At 53.9% G+C, this 18369-nt stretch carries 20 protein-coding genes and 1 riboswitch; of the genes, 11 read left to right on the plus strand and 9 right to left on the minus strand.

The genetic code is table 11. The features are described from left to right. Window positions 1–109: 109 nt before the first annotated feature. Window positions 110–826 carry a cistern family PEP-CTERM protein gene (locus tag ACR2TX_RS11880; protein WP_166642523.1) on the plus strand — a complete coding sequence of 239 codons (717 nt, stop codon included), beginning with the start codon at window positions 110–112 and terminating at the stop codon, window positions 824–826. Between the two features lie 147 nt (window positions 827–973). On the opposite strand, the gene ACR2TX_RS11885 is transcribed toward ACR2TX_RS11880, so the two are convergent. Both ACR2TX_RS11885 and ACR2TX_RS11890 read right to left on the minus strand, forming a co-directional pair. Then, window positions 974–2821: a reprolysin-like metallopeptidase gene (locus ACR2TX_RS11885; protein WP_139841027.1), complete on the minus strand. Its 1848-nt coding sequence runs from the start codon at window positions 2819–2821 to the stop codon at window positions 974–976. A gap of 86 nt (window positions 2822–2907) precedes the next feature. Continuing rightward, window positions 2908–2995, minus strand: a riboswitch (cyclic di-GMP riboswitch). 1227 nt (window positions 2996–4222) lie between these two features. Next, window positions 4223–5872, minus strand: a complete 1650-nt coding sequence (locus ACR2TX_RS11890; protein ID WP_086133591.1) for a M12 family metallo-peptidase — start codon at window positions 5870–5872, stop codon at window positions 4223–4225. 988 nt (window positions 5873–6860) lie between these two features. On the opposite strand from ACR2TX_RS11890, the gene ACR2TX_RS11895 reads away from it, so the two are divergent. Beyond that, entirely contained in the window at window positions 6861–6956 is a 96-nt protein-coding gene (locus ACR2TX_RS11895) for an entericidin A/B family lipoprotein (RefSeq protein WP_240502365.1), read from the plus strand. Window positions 6957–7076: 120 nt separating this feature from the next. Then, window positions 7077–8657: a peptide chain release factor 3 gene (locus tag ACR2TX_RS11900; protein WP_077728120.1), complete on the plus strand. Its 1581-nt coding sequence runs from the start codon at window positions 7077–7079 to the stop codon at window positions 8655–8657. Between the two features lie 14 nt (window positions 8658–8671). On the opposite strand, the gene soxZ is transcribed toward ACR2TX_RS11900, so the two are convergent. Then, complete coding sequence (soxZ, locus tag ACR2TX_RS11905; protein ID WP_205780632.1) at window positions 8672–8983, minus strand: thiosulfate oxidation carrier complex protein SoxZ; 312 nt, start codon at window positions 8981–8983, stop codon at window positions 8672–8674. Window positions 8984–9057: 74 nt separating this feature from the next. Between soxZ and ACR2TX_RS11910 the strand changes: the two genes are divergently transcribed. After that, complete coding sequence (locus tag ACR2TX_RS11910; RefSeq protein WP_077727978.1) at window positions 9058–9504, plus strand: thiosulfate oxidation carrier protein SoxY; 447 nt, start codon at window positions 9058–9060, stop codon at window positions 9502–9504. Between the two features lie 12 nt (window positions 9505–9516). On the opposite strand, the gene ACR2TX_RS11915 is transcribed toward ACR2TX_RS11910, so the two are convergent. The 3 genes from ACR2TX_RS11915 to nagZ are packed head-to-tail and all read right to left on the minus strand — an operon-like array spanning window position 9517 to window position 11863. After that, window positions 9517–10254: an S-methyl-5'-thioinosine phosphorylase gene (locus tag ACR2TX_RS11915; protein WP_077727979.1), complete on the minus strand. Its 738-nt coding sequence runs from the start codon at window positions 10252–10254 to the stop codon at window positions 9517–9519. Between the two features lie 14 nt (window positions 10255–10268). Further along, window positions 10269–10820, minus strand: a complete 552-nt coding sequence (locus ACR2TX_RS11920; RefSeq protein ID WP_133716941.1) for a hypoxanthine-guanine phosphoribosyltransferase — start codon at window positions 10818–10820, stop codon at window positions 10269–10271. Continuing rightward, a complete protein-coding gene (gene nagZ, locus ACR2TX_RS11925; protein WP_434132262.1) occupies window positions 10817–11863 on the minus strand; it encodes a beta-N-acetylhexosaminidase in 1047 nt (348 codons plus the stop codon). Before nagZ ends, ACR2TX_RS11920 begins: the two co-directional genes overlap by 4 nt. Window positions 11864–11955: 92 nt before the next feature. Here nagZ and ACR2TX_RS11930 point away from each other — a divergent pair, with 92 nt between their 5' ends. Then, window positions 11956–12345 (plus strand): flagellar basal body-associated FliL family protein, encoded by a 390-nt coding sequence (locus ACR2TX_RS11930; RefSeq protein WP_086133586.1) that lies wholly within the window; start codon window positions 11956–11958, stop codon window positions 12343–12345. 12 nt (window positions 12346–12357) lie between these two features. After that, window positions 12358–12702, plus strand: coding sequence for a phenylpyruvate tautomerase MIF-related protein (locus tag ACR2TX_RS11935; protein WP_086133585.1), 345 nt, complete (start codon window positions 12358–12360; stop codon window positions 12700–12702). 18 nt (window positions 12703–12720) lie between these two features. On the opposite strand, the gene ACR2TX_RS11940 is transcribed toward ACR2TX_RS11935, so the two are convergent. Further along, entirely contained in the window at window positions 12721–13032 is a 312-nt protein-coding gene (locus tag ACR2TX_RS11940; RefSeq protein ID WP_077727984.1) for a DUF1244 domain-containing protein, read from the minus strand. 244 nt (window positions 13033–13276) lie between these two features. On the opposite strand from ACR2TX_RS11940, the gene ACR2TX_RS11945 reads away from it, so the two are divergent. From ACR2TX_RS11945 to ACR2TX_RS11965, 5 genes are read left to right on the plus strand one after another with little or no spacing between them, the layout of a single operon-like run. Further along, complete coding sequence (locus tag ACR2TX_RS11945; RefSeq protein WP_086133584.1) at window positions 13277–13657, plus strand: hypothetical protein; 381 nt, start codon at window positions 13277–13279, stop codon at window positions 13655–13657. A 32-nt stretch (window positions 13658–13689) separates the two neighbouring features. Continuing rightward, the gene (locus ACR2TX_RS11950) at window positions 13690–14232 is read left to right on the plus strand and encodes a septation protein A (RefSeq protein WP_086133583.1); all 543 of its coding nucleotides are present in this window, start codon (window positions 13690–13692) and stop codon (window positions 14230–14232) included. A 4-nt stretch (window positions 14233–14236) separates the two neighbouring features. Then, the gene (locus tag ACR2TX_RS11955; RefSeq protein WP_077727987.1) at window positions 14237–14536 is read left to right on the plus strand and encodes a YciI family protein; all 300 of its coding nucleotides are present in this window, start codon (window positions 14237–14239) and stop codon (window positions 14534–14536) included. Further along, a complete protein-coding gene (locus tag ACR2TX_RS11960; protein WP_077727988.1) occupies window positions 14536–14826 on the plus strand; it encodes a BolA family protein in 291 nt (96 codons plus the stop codon). Before ACR2TX_RS11955 ends, ACR2TX_RS11960 begins: the two co-directional genes overlap by 1 nt. Further along, window positions 14827–15828 (plus strand): peptidylprolyl isomerase, encoded by a 1002-nt coding sequence (locus tag ACR2TX_RS11965; RefSeq protein WP_077727989.1) that lies wholly within the window; start codon window positions 14827–14829, stop codon window positions 15826–15828. A 205-nt stretch (window positions 15829–16033) separates the two neighbouring features. Here the strand turns inward: ACR2TX_RS11965 and ACR2TX_RS11970 are convergent, their stop codons facing one another. Together ACR2TX_RS11970 and ACR2TX_RS11975 are read right to left on the minus strand one after the other, a co-directional pair. Beyond that, window positions 16034–17176, minus strand: coding sequence for a GGDEF domain-containing protein (locus ACR2TX_RS11970; protein ID WP_077727990.1), 1143 nt, complete (start codon window positions 17174–17176; stop codon window positions 16034–16036). A 100-nt stretch (window positions 17177–17276) separates the two neighbouring features. Continuing rightward, on the minus strand, window positions 17277–18368 hold the full coding sequence (locus ACR2TX_RS11975) for a PA0069 family radical SAM protein (protein WP_077727991.1): 1092 nt from the start codon (window positions 18366–18368) through the stop codon (window positions 17277–17279). Window position 18369 lies beyond the last annotated feature (1 nt).

Below are 18369 nucleotides of genomic sequence, written 5' to 3' on the forward strand. Positions count from 1 at the left end.
ACCCCAGCTCTGACATCAGATCCCCGCATATATACTCGTTGGTCTCTTTGGGGTGGCACACTTGATGCAGTCGACGTTTTGTGGAGAGATACTACAACGAGAAATGACTATGAAAATTCTAAAAATTTTATTTGGCGGGCTCCTTCTTATAGGGGGAGTTGATGCTAGTGCTACGCCGGCGTTTACCTTGAATTACGACAGTCAATACGGCAGCACTGAAAATACCGGATCGAAAGCGAGCGTGGGCTTTACGTTCACCGACATTGCTCCGCCTCCTGGTGAGTTCAATTTGTTATTGGATATAGCGAATCTTACCCCCACAAACATAGGTTCGACACTTATGGGATTCGGCTTCGACCTGCCAACGGGTGTGAGTGTTGTAGCGGGAACTTATGAAGATCTATCGGGCTATTTCCCTAATCTGTTATTCAATGTGACCTTAAATCCGTATAACCAAGTCGATATCGCTATCGCGTTGAACAGTAATTTCTCGGGTGGAAATCCGAATGGCGGGCTTACCGAAGGCTTAACTGCGCAAGTCTCGCTTGATTTCATCACAGATCCTATTTTGGATGGAGCTGGCATCACTAGCGCATTTATCAACACTTTGGATGACTGCTATGCGAGCACAAGCTGCTACGCACGTTTTCAGGAGGTCGGTTCAAATGGACAAGGTTCTGACAAAGTGCTCGGTGACATATCGGTTCCAACTACGCCTCCTCCTCCACCGCCCGATATAACCGTTCCAGAGCCGAGCGTCTTATCACTCTTGGGAGCCGGTCTGCTTGGTCTAGGCTTTAGGAATTGGAGAAGAAAAAAGGCATAGCTCTGAAAAGATCACAAAGACTTCTGATCAGGCAAACTAAAAAGCCGTCCCATTGGGACGGCTTTTTCTTTGAGGTTTGCTGAAGAATATCCGTTTTTTTGGCAGAAACCTTTTCTGTCAACCCCTAGGCAATCCTGCAATTCCTTTTCATTTGTAAATCTGAATCGACGTTTGATTGGTGTTACCCGCCGCATCGGTGCCAGTCAGCGTGATCGTGTGCGTGCCCTTCGCGATGCTGCGGGTGTTCCAGTTATAGGAGATCGAGCCGCCGCTGGTTGAAGCTCGCACGGCGCCGTCGATGGCCAGCTTCAGCCCCTGCAATTTGACGTTATCGCTGCCAGTGCCGGTAATTTTTGTCGAGTTACCGACCTTCACGCCATTGGAGGGGCTGGTGATTTTAACCGTGGGCGGAGTTGTGTCGACGCTGTTAGCCGAGGTGGTCGCCGAGGCGGTATTGGAGAAGGCGGAGTTGCCGACGCTGTTGTAGGCGTAGACACGGTAAGAATAAGTGGTGCTGGCGCTGAGGCCAGTATTGGTGAAACTCGTGACGTTGCTGCCGAGCGAAGCGACTTCGCTCCAATTGACGCCATCCAGCGAGCGCTGCACCTTGAATCCGGTTTCGTCGCTAGACTTATCCGTCCACGTCAAGGCGATACTGCTGGATGATTGAGTAGTCGCCGCCAAACTTGTGGGGGCAGTCGGAACCGTGGGCGTCGTGGTGGTCGTGGTCGAGGACCGGAAACTGGCGACGGTGGCGCTGGTGCCATTCATGGAACGGGCGGTGTCCTGGTAGTTCGCCACCCCGGTCGGCTGGCCATTGTAATAAACGTTAGGATTAGAAAAGTGCGATATTCGTGGCGAACTGCAACTGTAGGACATGACATCGTGGAACACGCCGCAGATCCGGTAACCATAAGAGTAGGGGTACACGCCGGCGTAGGCGGAATTGTCCGGGTCGTGCATGTTGCCCTGATTGTGGCCCAATTCATGCGCCAGGGTATCGTTGCCGAGGCAGTTGTACTTGGAATCGTCATGCACGACGGCGAACGCATACGGAGCGAACCAGGAACCCAGGCTATTCATCACGTAGGCGATGCCGCAGTAGTTGCTTTCAGCAGTTATAAGCGCCACCTGATCGGCGCCGTACTGGTTGCGTAAGGAGTGTACCTCATCCATTTTGCCATCGCTGGTGCCGGTGACATCCGACAAGCTGGTCGACATGTTGCCCGTCTCGGTATAGCTGACTTCGGCCATTTTTACCAAGTTCAACTGCATGTCCACCTGGCTGTTCAGGTAGGCCTGATTGGCCTTGGTAACGGCGTTAATAATCTTGGCTTCTATGCCCGAGACGCCGCCAGCATTCACGCGGGCCTGAGGCGTGTAGACCACCAGCAGATCGATGACTTGGCCGGTGCTGGCGGCTGCGGTGGACGGGCTAGTCGAGGATGTCGTTGTACCGGCCAATTCACCGGCGGCATTAATATCCGGCGCGAGGGGTTCCGAATGCGGAGCGGTCTTGTTGGGATCGATCTGGCGGACGGCATGCGTTTTATTGCCGGCGTAGGCGATCTCGAACATTCTGCCGTCGTCCATCACGACGGTTCCGAACATCGCCTGCCCCCGAACGGCGAGGATCACCTCGCTGCTGCCTTCTTGCCCTTCGATATGACCGACCCAGGACAAACGGCCGTCGATGTCTTCGATACGATCGCGGATGGCGGTAACCGTGGTGTCGTTGAGCAGTTCGAGGGTGAGCGTATCGGCCTTCACCGCGTTGAAGTCGATGGCTACGCCCCGGCTGCGGCCCTTGATGGCTTTGATCTGCGCCTTGGCCTGCGTGGGCAGGGTCAGATTCGTGTCGCTGAATAAGCGCTGCGGCGGCGCCGCATGGACGACACCCACAATAGACGTTAAGGCTGCAAATACGCCAGCCAGTCCGAGGATATTTTTGCGGCGCGCAGCGGTGAACTTAGAATGCTGAGTCTTGTTGCTCACGTTGTGGTCCCCTAAGAGTCGAGTTGACGGCGATGGTCTCTGGGAACCCGCGGGGATGAGACAAACCAAAGCAACCTTTGGCTTGAGCTGGCAATCCCGCTGTCATAGGAGCCTGGCTCCCGTAGACCGGTAACTTTGCGCCACCACCTTTCGATGGTTTTGCCTTTTTCAGATCAAGCGGCATTAGGTCAGCGGCTCGATTTTTCTGTAGAAATAAGATTGGTCTAAATCTAGGGAATTTGTGTGATTGAGTCGGCAAAAAAGTGTTGTAGATTGTTTCATGTAGGCATTGATTGTTGTTTTTTATCAGTGGCCGTAATCGTTCGCCGGGTGGCTCCTCACCTTCGGATAAACGATGCATTGCTGCCCGTACCCCCCTTGGCACAGGTTAAGCGAATCGCAGCTTCTTTTGAGTTTGTAGCGTTGCTACGACACCGGAGTGGCTGACACGTCAAACGTTATCCGGTGCCATGGCGGTTTAGCACGCCGTATGCCAATCCGATGTTCGTTGGTGATCGGTCTGGCGAATCCTTGAATCTCTTGTATGCAGAGCAGGACTTGAGTCAGAAAATGACCGGTTCCATGGAGTGGCCGGGCAAAACATGTCTCCATTTGGCAACAGCCATGCGGCATGTGTCACTGGCCATTTCCAGGAAAAAACGAGAAAAACGCGTTATCCAGCGGCGATTTGTCCGATTATTCCGGCTGGCGACACTAGGAAGATCGTCTTGGAATGGCTAAGAGCGGAGCGGTTTGCAGTCCTGACTCGATTCACCCGAACTGTCATACGGGCACCCTTTGATGGATACGTATGATAGTTCGGGCTTAGAGCGTTTTTATCTCGCTCGTACGGCAAAACAGGCTTGGCCGAAGTCGTTGGCGCCTTCGGCTCGGGTGGATGGATTCAAGCATTCGTAGGTCGGCAATCCCTTCCCAATCGCAAACGGTCGCTTTGGTCGCGACCCTTCCGACGAAGACGCTCGACCGGGACATGGTGTCGGGAAGGGGGGCTTCGGCGCTCCAATCGCAAACGGTCATCCCAGGAGCGCTGGGATGACCCTTCCAATCGCAAACGGCCTGGCCGGGAGCGCCGGCCACGCCCTTCCCGAAGACGCCGTTTGCGATTGGAAGGGTCGCGACTAAAGCGACCGTTTGCGATTGGGAAGGGATTCCCGACCTACTCGCGAGTGCCCGTACAGTAGGTATGAAAATGCCCTAAGTACATTCCGCAAATATTTGCGGAATCTCGACAGATTGGCGGGGTTGTCCTGCAGGTTGCCTATGCCGCAAGACTTCCCTGAATGTACTTAGATAACGAATTTTTGCCTCAGTGGCAGATTCCAGCCGGTGCTACTCGATCAAGATCAGATAAAGCGTAACGCTACGATATTCGACATTCGATCAAATGCGGCGACCAAAGCGATATCGCCGACGCTCATTATCGGCGTCGTTGTCGGTCCTTCCCGTAACGCCATTGACAACCGACGCTGTTGCCGTTGTCACGACTTCACTGGGGCTGGACTCGGCTATGCCGTTATAGGCCGATACGCGATACGAGTACTCGCTGTTCGGGTTGAGTCCTGTGTCTGAGAAACTGGTGATGTCGGAGCCGAGTAACGCTACCTCTTCCCAGTTGACTCCATCGCGGGAGCGCTCCACTTTGAATCCCTCCTCGTTATCCGAGTTATCCATCCAGCGAAGATTGATTCCATCGTCGGATTGAGAGAAAGCTGCCAGCCTGCTTGGAGTCGCCGGAGCGGAAGCGGCCACTTTACTGGCACGCCACGCGGCAACCGTGGCTCGGGCTTTCTCCATCGACCAGGCGGTCGCCGCGGCCTTTGAGGGATTTATGTTCGGATCGATTCCTGTGGGTTTGCCGTTGTAGTAAACGCTAGGATTGGCGAAATTCGAAATGCGCGTTGCCCCGGTGCAGGGGTAAGACATAACCGTCCGGAAACCGCCGCTTTGGCACAGACGATGCCCATAAGAGTAGGAATAAATGCCGGCATAGCTGGAGTTGGCGCGGTCATGCGCGTTGCCCTGGTTATGGCCCAGTTCGTGCGCCAGAGTTTGCGCGGCGAGACAGTACGCTCTTGAGTCGTCATGCACGACAGCGAACGCATAAGGTGCAAAGGAGCTACTCAGCCGCGTCATTTGATAGGCGATACCGCAGTAATTTGCGTCGGCGGAAACCAGGGTCACTTGATCAGCACCGTATTGATTGCGCCAGGAATGTACGACGTCCATCTTGCCGTCCGTTGTGCCGCGAAGATCATTAAGCGTGCGGGCCATATCGCCGCTTTCCGTGTAGTTGACCTCAGCCATGCGCACCAGGTTGAGCTTCATATGAACTTTGCTGTTGATATAGGCTTGATTGGCGGCCTCGACGGCTTTCACGATCTTGGCTTGAATGCCCGAGGTGCCGCCGGCATTGGCGCGTGCCTTCGGCGTATAGACGACCATCAGGTCCACGATCGTATCGGTGATCGTGGCTGCGGCTATCGGCGGCTCATTGGCGGCCGTCTCGGCTTCCGAACTGGCCGGCGCGTTGGCTAGATCTGGGTCCATTTCAACATCGGGAATCGGGTGTTTGTGAGGCAGAATCTTTCTCGGGTCCACCTGCCGGACGGTATGAGTATCATCATCGTTGGCAAGGATCTCGTAGATTTCACCATTCCCCCGCTTGATGGTTCCGGACATGGCTTTTCCGATCACAGCCAGAATGACTTCGCTGTCGGGTTCGCCCTGCAGATGACCAACCCAGGCGGAATGCCCCTGAACATTGTCGACGATACGGTCTTTCTCGGCGACCAGAAGCGTGTCATTGAAAATATTCAGATTTATGGCATCTGCTTTGAGTCTGTCGAAATTAGGCCGGACCGAACGATGTCTGCCTTTTTTGGCTTGAGGAGGCAGATAGGTGTCCGGTATGGCGTTCCAAACGTCCTGAAATAAGTCTTCAGGCAATTTTCGTTCGGCGACGGCCGTATGGCTTACCCCCGAGAAGGCCAGAGACAGGTATAACGGACTCAAGACCAAGTGCTTCTTCATTTTTTTAGCTCCTCTTAGTAATGGAAAGCAGATGCGAGCGGTTTCTCGAAATCTCCTCCTCTAATTCTCAGGAAGTCAGTCCCGGTGTCCCTTTTCAGGGCGTCACGAATCAGGCCGCGTCGGGAAGCCTGCTGCTACAGAGCGGTCTTTTGTGGAATGAAATCGACCGGAATCCTGAGGCAGGGAGTTATTCCGCTAGGTTTTGCCGTTTAAGGTTCGATTGACAATCCCGCCTGCGCGGGATGACTGCCGTCGAACCTTGGCTTCGCGTTGCTACCTTTCGCTGCTCTCAGGTCGAACCGCTTTTGGCGGAATGATCGGCGGGGGCATCGAGGTTTCGGTTGAAATCAGTGGCGAATAGAAGATTCGATTCTTTTTCTTCATGACTACACGGCTTACGGTAGTGGTTATGGTCACGTAGCCTGACGATCGCCAGAGCCCCCAATAGCGCACGGCATTGGCTTGTTATCCGTGGTGCCTCGATTGTGTTTATCGTCCCTAACGATTTTCTTGTGTAACCCTTGTTCGGCACGCTTCGGCTTCAGGCATTATTTGGGCCATATTCATAAGCATTTAATAAGTAAACAAATGCGAGACATTGGCCGATATTTTCGGGCTTCGTATGTCGCTCTTAAGAAACGGGCAAAATCGTTCAACCGCTTCCAAGAAGTCAGTAAAGAATGGTCTGTGGAGGTTCACCGAGGGAGGTCTATGAGGCTAGTCGCTATTGCGCGACACTGTTGTAAGAAAGCGAAAATATCGCTGTGCCAAACTAGAAATTTCTAGAGTCGCGCTACTGCGTCGAACATGGCATGGAATCGCGCTTGATTACGGTGAAAAATCTGGGATTCGAAAGTACCGTATCGAGCTAAGTGACAAGGTATTGAAATGGGCCGCAACTAGCCCCTATAGTGATTGGATCAATTTTTTGCGGGGGATACTTGTGAGGAAATTCGCTTTTCGCGTCCTGATGTGGCTGATGATCGCAATGCTCGTCGGGTGCAATACCGTATCGGGCTTCGGCAAGGACGTCCAAAAGCTCGGCAGGAAAATGGAAGAGGCTGCCGACCGGCGTAACCGATAGCTCGTCCAAACTCCCAAAACTGGCCGGCCCGACAAGAACATAATCCCTTTCAAAGTCGTGTTCTGCTGCCGTTAGTCGTGGCGAGCGCGGTATAATTTGTATTTTTCGCTGCAATTTTCGATGTCTGAATTTCTTTCGGAATTAAGCCGCCGCCGCACTTTCGCCATCATCTCTCACCCGGACGCCGGTAAAACCACATTGACCGAAAAGCTCCTCCTGTTCGGAGGCGCGATCCAGTTGGCCGGCTCGGTCAAAGGACGCAAGGCGGCTCGTCACGCCACCTCGGATTGGATGGAGATGGAAAAGCAGAGAGGAATCTCGGTTACGACCTCGGTCATGCAGTTCGAGCACAAGGATAAGATTTTCAATCTGTTGGATACTCCCGGACACGAGGATTTTTCCGAGGATACTTATAGGACGCTCACGGCGGTGGACTCCGCCCTGATGGTGATCGATAGCGCCAAGGGTGTCGAGGAAAGGACCATTAAGCTCATGGAGGTCTGCCGGTTGCGGGATACTCCGATCCTCACCTTCATTAACAAGCTCGACCGCGAAGGGCGGGAGCCCATCGAATTGTTGGACGAGATCGAACGCATTTTAAAGATTCAATGCGCGCCCATGACTTGGCCCATCGGCATGGGCAAGCGCTTTAAAGGCGTGTATCAGTTGTATGACGACGCAATTCAGTTGTTCAGCCCGTCTCACGGTGATCGCATCGTCGAAGGGGAGGTCATCCAGGGATTGGATAACCCTCGGTTGGAAGAGATACTCGGAGATCAGGCAGACGAGTTGCGGATGGAGATCGAGCTGGTGCGCGGCGCCAGTCACGAGTTTGACATCCAGTCCTACTTGGCCGGAAAGCAAACTCCGGTATTTTTCGGCTCGGCGATCAATAATTTCGGCGTTCTGGAGCTATTGAACGCGTTTGCAGACTATGCGCCACCGCCTCAAGCGCGGCAAGCCCGCGAGCGCGTCGTGGGGCCCGAGGAAGAAAAGTTCACCGGCTTCGTCTTCAAGATTCAGGCGAATATGGACCCGGCGCACCGCGACCGCATCGCTTTTATGCGAATCTGCTCGGGCAAGTACGTGAAGGGCATGCGAATGCACCACGTCCGCATCGGCAAAACGGTCCAGATCGCCAATGCCATCACGTTCCAGGCCGATACCCGAACCAATGTCGAAGAGGCGTATCCGGGCGACATCATCGGCTTGCATAACCATGGCACGATCCAGGTGGGCGATACGTTCAGCCAGGGGGAGACGCTCAAATACGAAGGGGTGCCTTATTTCGCGCCGGAGTTGTTCCGCCGGGTGGTGCTGAAAGATCCGCTCCGCGCGAAGGCCCTGCAAAAGGGCTTGCAGCAATTGACCGAGGAGGGCGCGACCCAGCTCTTTCGGCCGCTTAAGAATAACGATCTTATTCTGGGCGCCGTGGGTGTCCTACAGTTCGATGTGACGGCCTTCCGGTTGAAATCGGAGTACAACGTCGAATGCGTTTACGACAACGTACCGGTCACCACGGCACGCTGGGTCGGGTGTGATGATCCGAAGAAGCTGGAGGAATTCAAGCGCAAGGTTTTCGACAATCTGGCCGAAGACGGCAGCGGTTATTTGGTTTATTTGGCCAGCAGCCGAGTCAATCTGCAGCTTACCCAGGAGCGCTGGCCGGATATTCGCTTCAGCGCAACCCGTGAACTGTAAGGTGCTGCGTAACCTTAACCGATGGTGCTTTCGGCGCTGTCGGTGTTTCCCAAATTGTCCGCCCAGGTGACACGAATCTTGTCGCCCGTTTTTCCGCCACGGAATCTCACTGAGATGTAGGGATCTCTGGATACGGCTGTGCTTAGCTCACAGCTTGCGACCAAGCGTTGATTGTGCTCTATTCTGACTTCTCGAATGAAGTGAGCCGGAATGGTTCTTTCCGTCAGCTCATCCCAGCGGCGTCCGGTTTCCATCGGATGGGTGATAAGCATGCGGACGGTGGTTAGGCCTTCTTCCTGCTTGGTGCGTATCTTGATGCTGGACATTTTAGTGACTCAGGTCGAACGGGGCCAAAGTTAAGGTAATCATTAGATCGCTTGGATTCAAGCAGGGATACGAAATGACGCAATCCAGACGCAACTTCGTTCGAATGCTAGTAGCGGCATTAACATTACCTTGGGAAGTCGTTTTTGGGGTGGCGAAATCCAGAGCACCTCAACGGATGGAGAACGGTTTCAGCCGACTGCTTTCGGATATGTTGGCGGGAGCGTCGTGGGCTGAAACCAACCGAATTGCCTTCGAAGTGCCGGAACTGGCCGAGAACGGCGCGATCGTGCCGATTTCAGTCGATAGCCGGCTGCCGAACACCTCGCGCATGCTCATTTTCGTAGAGAAAAATCCCACGCCGCTGGCGGCTCAGATTCGCTTCGAGCCCGGAACCGACGGATTTGCTTCCTTGCGCGTAAAGATGAACGAAACAAGCGCCATATTGGTCATCGCCGAGTCCGAGGGGAAATTTTTCGGAACGCAAAAGACGGTAAGGGTCATGGTTGGCGGCTGCGGTTAATCTGCCGATGTCTTATGCCTGAACGAAATGCCTCAGGATGGATGTTAAATCGGCCATTCCCGCCACTAAGTTCGCTTCGATTTCCATCATTGTAATTTCGGCTGCCGTTTTTCCCGCCGCCCAATTGGCAATCACGGCGCAGCAGGCGTAATCGATGCCGAGTTCGCGTGCCAGGGCGGCCTCCGGCATACCGGTCATTCCGACGAGATCGCAGCCGTCGCGTTCCATGCGGTTGATTTCCGCCGCGGTTTCCAGCCGCGGCCCCTGGGTACAGCCGTATACGCCGTCATCGATGATACTGACGCCCGCCACTTGAGCTGCGGTCAATATCTTTTCCCGCAACCATGGACTGTAGGGGTGAGTGAAATCGACGTGGGTTACCAGTTCGAGATCAGTCTCGAAAAACGTGTGTGGCCGTCCGTACGTGTAATCGATGATTTGGTTTGGAACGGCGATTTTTCCCGGCACCATATCGGCGCGGATTCCTCCTACCGCGGCTATCGCCAGAATGCTGGCCGCACCGGCTTCTTTCAGCGCCCAGATGTTTGCGCGGTAATTGATCTTGTGTGGCGGAATGATGTGCGGGTTGCCATGGCGCGCCAGAAACACCAGTTCTTGCTGATGAAAATGGCCAAAAACCAGTTCTGAAGAAGGATCTCCATACGGCGTGGCGATTCGCTCACGCCGGACAATCGTGAGATCAGGGAGCCGTGTGAGACCGGTTCCCCCGATGATGGCCATTAAAGTCATGACAGCTCCCTTTATCAATAAACGTGCTTGCAGGCGAAGATGCCCGGCCAATTGCGAAGATAGCTTTTATAATCCATGCCGAATCCGAACAAATAGCGATCTTCGGCTTCCAATCCGATGAAATCGGCTCGGCAAGGTTTCTCCTTATTCAATTTCTTGTCTACGACAACAGCCGTGTACACGGCTTCGGCGCCTTCTTCGAGGCAGTATTTCCGAATCTCAGCCAGGGTGATGCCCTCATCCAGGATGTCGTCGATGATCAGTACTGTCCGATCACGGAGGGGGATGCTAGGCTTCAAGAGCCAGCGAATTTCGCTGCCGCGGGTTTCTCCCTGGTAGCGGCCGGCCTTGATGGAGTCGATTTCCAAGGGGAAGCGCAGACGCAGGGCAATCTCTGCGGTGGGAATGATGCCGCCGTTGAGAACCGAGAGCAACAAAGGGGTCTTATCGCCGATGAGTGTAGTGATCTCGGCCGCCATGCGGTCGAGGGCCGAGTTGACCTCGTTTTCCGAAAAAAGGCAGTCGGCTTCGGCTATTACTCGTTCGATTTCTTCCGATTTGTTCATGCGAGTCCCGGTTGTTCGTTGATAGATGCGATCAGTTCTGTGGCGCGCTGCCAGTCAGTGCTCGCCAATAAGGCATTACGATCCATGGAAAAACGTCCCCGCATGCGCTGGAGGCGGGGCTCGCGTTCTGTGCTGGAATGATTCGTCAAGGATTCGAGGACTTCGCCCGCGGCGTCGGGCATGTTGCAGACCAGTACCATGTCGCAGCCCGCTTCGAGCGCTAGCCTGGCGCGGTCAACATGATTTCCGGCAAATGCTGCGCCGGCCATGGATAAGTCGTCGCTGAACACGGTTCCGTCGAATCCGAGCCGGCGGCGAAGAACTTCTTGAATCCAAAAAGATGAAAAACCGGCCGGCCGCTCATCGATTTCCGCGTAAATCACGTGGGCCGGCATGATTCCCTCCAATCCGAATTCGATGAGGGCGCGGAATGGCAGTAAATCGCGGTTTTCGATTTCGTCCATGCTGCGGTGGTCGATCGGCAGTGCCAGATGGGAGTCTTCCGCCACGCCGCCATGACCGGGAAAGTGCTTGCCCACGGATGGCATTCCGGCTCGTCTCATACCTCTCGCAAAAGCCCGGGCGAGTTGTGCGGTTTCGAAAGGATCGCGGGAAAACGCGCGATTGCCGATGATGTCGCTGACGCCCGAGTCGACATCCAAAACGGGCGCGAAACTGAAATCGATATCGACGGCCCGAAGTTCCGCCGCCATAAGCCAACCGGCCGTTTCGGCCGCTGTTTCGGAGTGGTCCGGTTGCCCATTTGCTATCTCGTGATAACGGGCGGCGGGCGGCAATCGTGTAAATCCTTCGCGGAAGCGTTGTACGCGACCACCCTCGTGATCCACTGCGATCAGAATTTCGGGGCGTAACGCGCGAATCTCCCCCACGAGATTCATGAGTTGCCTCGGCGACTCGTAGTTCCGACTGAACAAAATGAGCCCGCCTGCGGCGGGGTGGGTCAATTTGTCCTTTTCATCGGGGCTTACGGTTAGGCCCTGTAGATCGAGCATCACAGGCCCTAGCGGCTTAGATGGTTTCATGGGCGTCCGCCGGAAATACTGAAGGTCCACGATTTTAAACTATAATCGAGCGAACGCGACGAGACGCTAACCGAAAGCCACTGGAGAACCTCGTGGGAAGATCGAAAATTCTGGCTTTGTTTCTTCTTTTATTTAGTCCGTTAGGTTATGGCATGAGCGGCGAAGGAGACGGTGGAGTCGAATATTTGCCTTTAGAATCGGTGCTGGTAAATCTTGAGGGCAAACGCCATTATCTTAGAGCCGACATTCAACTGTTGATCGATAGCAAGGAGCATGCGGAAAAAATCAAAATGCACATGCCGCCTATTCGTCATGCGTTGATTATGCTCTTTTCGAATCGCAATCCCGAGCAGCTTTCTGCTGTGGACGAGCGGGAGAAGCTTCGTCAAGCGGCGTTACAGGATGTCACCAAAACGCTGGAAAAATATGGCGCAGGCGAAGGACTAAAGGATCTCTTTTTTACCGATTTTCTTATCCAGTAGTGGAGTTCTTCTATGCCTTATCTGACGATACAGACTAATCGGGAAGTTTCTCCCGACCAGCGCGAGCCGCTGCTGACGGCGGCTTCGCGCCTGTTGGCCAAAGAGCTCGGAAAACCAGAGTCCTACGTCATGGTGAGTTTGAACAGCGATGTTCCTATGCTGTTCGGCGGCACCGGCGAGCCGGCAGCCTATGCGGAACTCAAGAGCATCGGATTGCCCGCCGGCCAGATCAAATCGCTATCCCGTTCAATTTGCAGTTTGCTGGAACAACGGCTCGATATTCCTCCAGCGCGGGTCTACATCGAATTTACCGATATCAAAGGCAGTCAATGGGGCTGGAACGGCGGGACGTTCTAAACCTTTGGGCCGTTGCCGCTAATGTCCGGCGGCTTCATTGCGGCGTTGGATTTCCTCCATGGCCTTGAGTTGCTCCGGTGTGGCCTCTTTTTGATACTTGGCCTTCCATTCGGCATACGGCATGCCGTAAATGATTTCTTGCGCCGCCGGATAATCGATGTCGATACCGCGCTCCTTCGCCTCGGCGCTATACCATTTGGCCAGGCAGTTACGGCAAAAGCCCGCCAAAATCATCAGATCGATGTTTTGCACGTCGGAACGATCGCGCAGATGTTGCAGCAGCCGTCGGAAAGCTGCTGCTTCCAGTTCGATTCGGGTTTGTTCGTTCATAGCTCTGAGTGCTTGGATGTGTTTGAAGATTGGACCGAGGAACCTCGGAATAGCTTCCGTCCGGAGTGCCCCTGGTAACTTGGGGAACGCTTCTCGCTTCCGGAATGGTGCTTGGCCATGCATACGCTTTCGATGTGTTAAGCTTCGGTTTGCCGGTTTGCAAAGTATTGTCGGATATAATGTTCTGTGAAATAGTATTTATTATAAGGGAATGAATAGGTAAAGCCGCAGGCGCCGTCCGACTATGGATATTCAAAAAGCCGCCTCTATTTCTGCTTACGCGCTCGCTGAAATCAAACGGCAGCGGGAACTTATAGCCGTCCAAGGAGTCACTTCGGCTGACCCAAGGATAATGGCTGGCGTAGAAAATGCCAGTATTAATATGGGAGACAATAGCGCAGGCGGCGTCGCGTCTTCAGATGAATTGAAAGCCGTCCTGGATCGCCTCAACCAGCCAACTCAACTCAGGAAGGAAGCTGAGGAACAACGAACTGCCCAATACCAAACGATACTGAGCGCGAGAACGAAGCACGCGCTAAATGCCTATCGCGCACAATTCGATTTGCCGCAATATGAGGCAAAAAGCGCTCTCAGCCAGATGTTGGGTGTGGACGTCTACGCCTGACTCCTAATCTCTTTTTTACCTATGCCCGAACTATGAAATTGCTGTTCGATTTTTTCCCGATTTTTCTCTTTTTTATCGTTTTTAAGATTTCCGATATTTACGCTGCAACTCTCGCCGCTATCGTAGCGACTGCGGTACAAGTGGCGGTCACGTGGTTAAAGACGCGCAAAGTCGAGCCTATGCATTTGGTCTCGCTGGCAATCATCGTTATCTTCGGTGGTGCAACCTTATTCTTGAAAGATGAACTTTTCATCAAGTGGAAACCGACTGTACTCAATTGGCTGTTCGGCATGGCCTTTCTCGGTAGTCAACTATTCGGCAAGCGAACACTGATCGAGCGCATGCTAGGTAATCAAATTGAACTGCCGGATTTGGTTTGGCGCCGATTGAATCTGAGTTGGGCCACGTTCTTCGTCGCGCTCGGTGGTGTCAATCTTTTTGTTATTTACAATTTCAGTACAGAGACTTGGGTCAACTTCAAGCTCTTCGGCCTTTTGGGGCTAACGTTCGTGTTTGTCATTGCCCAGTCCATCTATCTATCTCGTTTTTTGCCCGAACCCAATCCGGAGGAGTAGTTTTTTGCTCTACGCCATTATTTGTGAGGATGCTGAGGGAAGTCTGCCAAATCGTCTCGAAGCGCGTCCTGCGCATCTCGATCGGTTGAAAGCGCTGCAAGCCGAGGGGCGGTTGATTTTGGCAGGTCCCCATCCGGCTGTCGATTGCGAAGATCCGGGCGAAGCCGGGTTCACCGGCAGCTTGATCGTTGCCGAATTCTCCAGTCTGGCAGCTGCTCAAGCATGGGCAGATGAGGACCCTTATCGTCTGGCGGGCGTGTATGCTCGGGTGACGATCAAACCGTTCAAGAAGGTGCTTCCATAATGATAAGTCGAGTCGAAAAAATCAGGAGCCGACTGGAAGAGGTGCTCTCGCCGGTACATTTGGAAGTTACCGACGATAGTATGGCGCACGCCGGCCATGCAGGTGCCATGGAAACCGGCGGTGGGCATTTTTACGCCACTATCGTGTCTGAGATGTTTGAAGGAAAGAGTTCGGTTCAGCGGCACCAGTTGGTCTATCGTGCGCTGGGCGACTTGATGCAGAAAGAGATACACGCTTTCAGTATGAAGGCTTTTACTCCACTTGAATTTCAACAAAAAGGAAATGCGTAAATGAAGACATATTCACTTGTCGCCGCTATCGCCAGCGTATTGGTTATCGCGGGATGCAATAACGTTGGCACTGATGGCCAAAAGGGTGCGACAAGCACGACTGAGGCCCCGACGGCTGAAAACTCAGTCGCCGTAGTCAACGGCAGACCGATCAGTAGAGCCGCAGTCGATATCTTATCGGCGGAACTGGCTCAGCGCCGCGGGGACAACGGGATATCGGAAGAAAAAATCATCGATGAACTGATTAAACGAGAACTATTGCGCCAAGAGGCCGAGGCCCAGCAGCTGACCAATGATCCGAAATACGCCGCGCGCGTGGAAAATGCCGATCGAATGGTTTTGTCGCAAATTGCCGCGGAACATTTCATCAACAGCGCTGCGATTTCCGACGAAGATTTGAAGAAAGAATATGACCAGCGCGTTGGTTCGATGAAGTTGACGGAGTACAAAGCCAGGCACATTCTGGTGGATACCGAGCAGGCGGCGAAGGACGTCATTAAGCGACTACAAAAAGGGGAAAAGTTCGCGGATATCGCGAAGAAAGTTTCCAAGGATCCTGGCTCCAAGGGAAGTGGTGGCGACTTGGGCTGGTTTAACCCGCAGCAGATGGTGCCGCCTTTCGCAAACGCGGTAGTTGCTTTAAAGAATGGCGAATTGACCCAAACGCCCGTTCAAACTCAGTTCGGTTGGCACGTGATCCTGCGTGAAGATTCGCGCGACCAGCCGCCACCGCCCTTTGATGCCGTCAAAGACCAGCTGCGATCCATGATGCAGACACAACGGCTGCAACAACACATTGGAGAGCTGAAAAACAAGGCGAAGATAGAGCAGTTCGAGAAGCCGAAACCGGCTGAGAAACCTGCGATCGATTCGCCGCAGCAGCCCGGTGCTGGCACGGCGCCGGAAAAACCGTCGGAAAGTCCTGCTGCGGATCCTTCGCAACAGCAGCCGGAAGGTGGTCCTCAGGAAGACCCCGCTGAATCGCAAGAGCCGGCCGAATAAACTCGCGCTATCCGTTAGAGCCGGAGGTGTTTTCCGGCTCTAACCCACATTTCTTCCCTTCGTCGCAGCGGTGCGTGGCGCAGCGCAAAAACGGTACGCTACCGCGCGCGGAAGGTGGCGATTAAGCGTCGGTTCGCGATTGAAAGATCGGCTCCGACGTTCCCGAAGATACCGTTTGCGATTGGAGAAGTATGGGAAATGCTGGCTAGAAGCCGGCAACGCACTGTTGCGATGTTTCTTGAAAGCTCGGTTCGACAAAGCCGTTGCTGACTACGCAATTTCGACCATTGTTTTTGGCTCGATACAAAGCTATATCAGCTGCTTCGATAAGGCGGGCCTCGGTGGCATCGATCCCGCTGACCCTGGTTGGGTCCAAAGTGGCTACGCCGATAGACAAACTTATCTTCAGCGCCTCGCCATCCTTATCGTAGAACTCGCGATCGGCAATGCGTTGGCGGATTCGTTCTGCTACATCGGTGGCAGCCCGGTTGCCCGTTCCTGTCGAAAGAAGCGCAACGAACTCCTCGCCGCCATAGCGCGCTAACACGTCGTTGTTGCGCAGCATGGAGCGGATGGTCTGTGCCACGTCGACCAGCACCCGATCACCGCTTTGATGCCCATAAGTATCATTGATCGTCTTGAAGTGATCGATATCCAGAAATAAACATGACAGACATTCGCCGCTGCGTAGTGCCCGGTCGATTTCTTCACTGACGCGTTGTTCGAAATATCGCCGGTTGTTGACGCCGGTGAGCGTGTCGATAAGGCTGGTTCGTCGCAGCAGTTCGAAGTTCAAGGTATTTTCCAGGCATACGCTGAGCACGCAGGCCAGCCGATCCAGAAAATCCGTTGCCATCTGCTCGGAAAAGCGCATGGTGTCGGTACTGGCGAGATTTAAACTCCCCATGAGTTTGCCTCGACGATAGAGAGGCAAGAGTGCAACGCTGGACGAAGTATCCGGAAGGCGTGGGAAGAATGCGGCACATTTTTCGGGTTTGTAGCACCCTAGGTAAGGTCTTAAGGTCTTGCGGAACGTACGGTCCAGGATTTCGCCGCTGGGCAGCAATATAAGATTTGGCTGCTTGTCGACGTTTAGACCATCCTCTCTGAGGAAGCGCTCGAGTTCGCCTTTTTCGTCGACCAATACGAAGCTAACGGCGTCAAGCTCGAATAGAACGCGAGTGTCTTCCAACACCTGATCGACCAGTTCACGCAGAGAGTTCAGCGTGAGCAAGGTCATTTCCAGCGTTTGGAAGCGATGCAATTTAATCTGGTTCTGCCGAATGCGATCGACGAGGTTACCCAGGTGGCTTTGTAGGACGCATAATTCGGTGTAAAGCTCGTCCAAACTTAGGATCCTTAGTCGGTGCGATGACGCTTATTTTCAGCATAAAAGCCTAGCATAAGTTTTGGATCGCCATTTTTGATTCGAGCAGGTATCAAAAGTATCAAAATAAGCTGGTTTGCACAGGCGCATCACTAGGACGCTTGAATAACTCCGGGTTTAAATGGATTTCGGTGGCGTTAAGCCCGTTTTTCTTGAGAGCCACCAGGAACCGATTCCGGATGAGTTCGGCGTAAATCCCTGACCCGGAGTGGCGAAGGCCAAAACTAGATTCATACGGTTTACCGCCATGGATATCGCGCAGTCGCGCCAGAACGTGCTTGGCTTTTAGCGGGACATGGGTTTCCAGCCATTCGCGGAATAATTCTTTCAGTTCGAGAGGAAGGCGCAGCACGATGTAATCGGCGCTGATGGCGCCATGTGCGGCTGCCTGAGCAAGGATGGCTTCGAGCTCCGCGTCCGTCAGAATCGGAACCACCGGGGCCACCAGTGCGGTCACTGGCACGCCAGCGTCCGCTAGAATGCGAATTGTTTGGAGTCGGCGTTGCGGGCTCGTAGCCCGCGGTTCCATGATTCGGGCCAACCCCTTGTCAAGCGTGGTAATCGAAATCTGAACTTGGGCCAGATGCTCGCGCGCCATTGCCGAGAGAATGTCGAGATCGCGTTCGATGAGTGCCGATTTGGTCGTGATATTAACCGGATGGCGGCATTCGTAGAGTACCTCGAGAACTTCCCGAGTAATGCGCCATTCCCGCTCGATAGGTTGGTAAGGATCGGTGTTGGCGCCTAAAGCGATTGGAGATGGACGATGGGATTTTTTCGCTAGCTCCTTGCGCAGGAGACTCGCCGCATCGGATTTGACGAACAGCCGGGTTTCGAAGTCCAGTCCCGGCGACAGTCCCAAGTAAGCATGACTAGGCCGCGCATAGCAGTAAATGCAACCATGCTCGCAGCCCCGGTAGGCATTGATCGACTGATCGAAAGGGATGTCGGGCGACCGGTTATGGGTGATAATGCTCCGAGCGCTATCGTGTGTTACGGTGGTTGCTGCCGGGGGCACATCCTCTGCCCACCAGTCGTCGTCGATTTTTTCTCGGACGGTCTCGGAATAGCGGGATTCCCGATTGCTTACGGCCCCTCGGCCTTTTGTCGGCGAATTCGGAACCCGGATTTTTTGGCATTCATTGTCGCTCATA

The sequence above is a fragment of the Methylocaldum sp. GT1BB genome (genome assembly GCF_051027545.1).
Lineage (GTDB): Bacteria > Pseudomonadota > Gammaproteobacteria > Methylococcales > Methylococcaceae > Methylocaldum.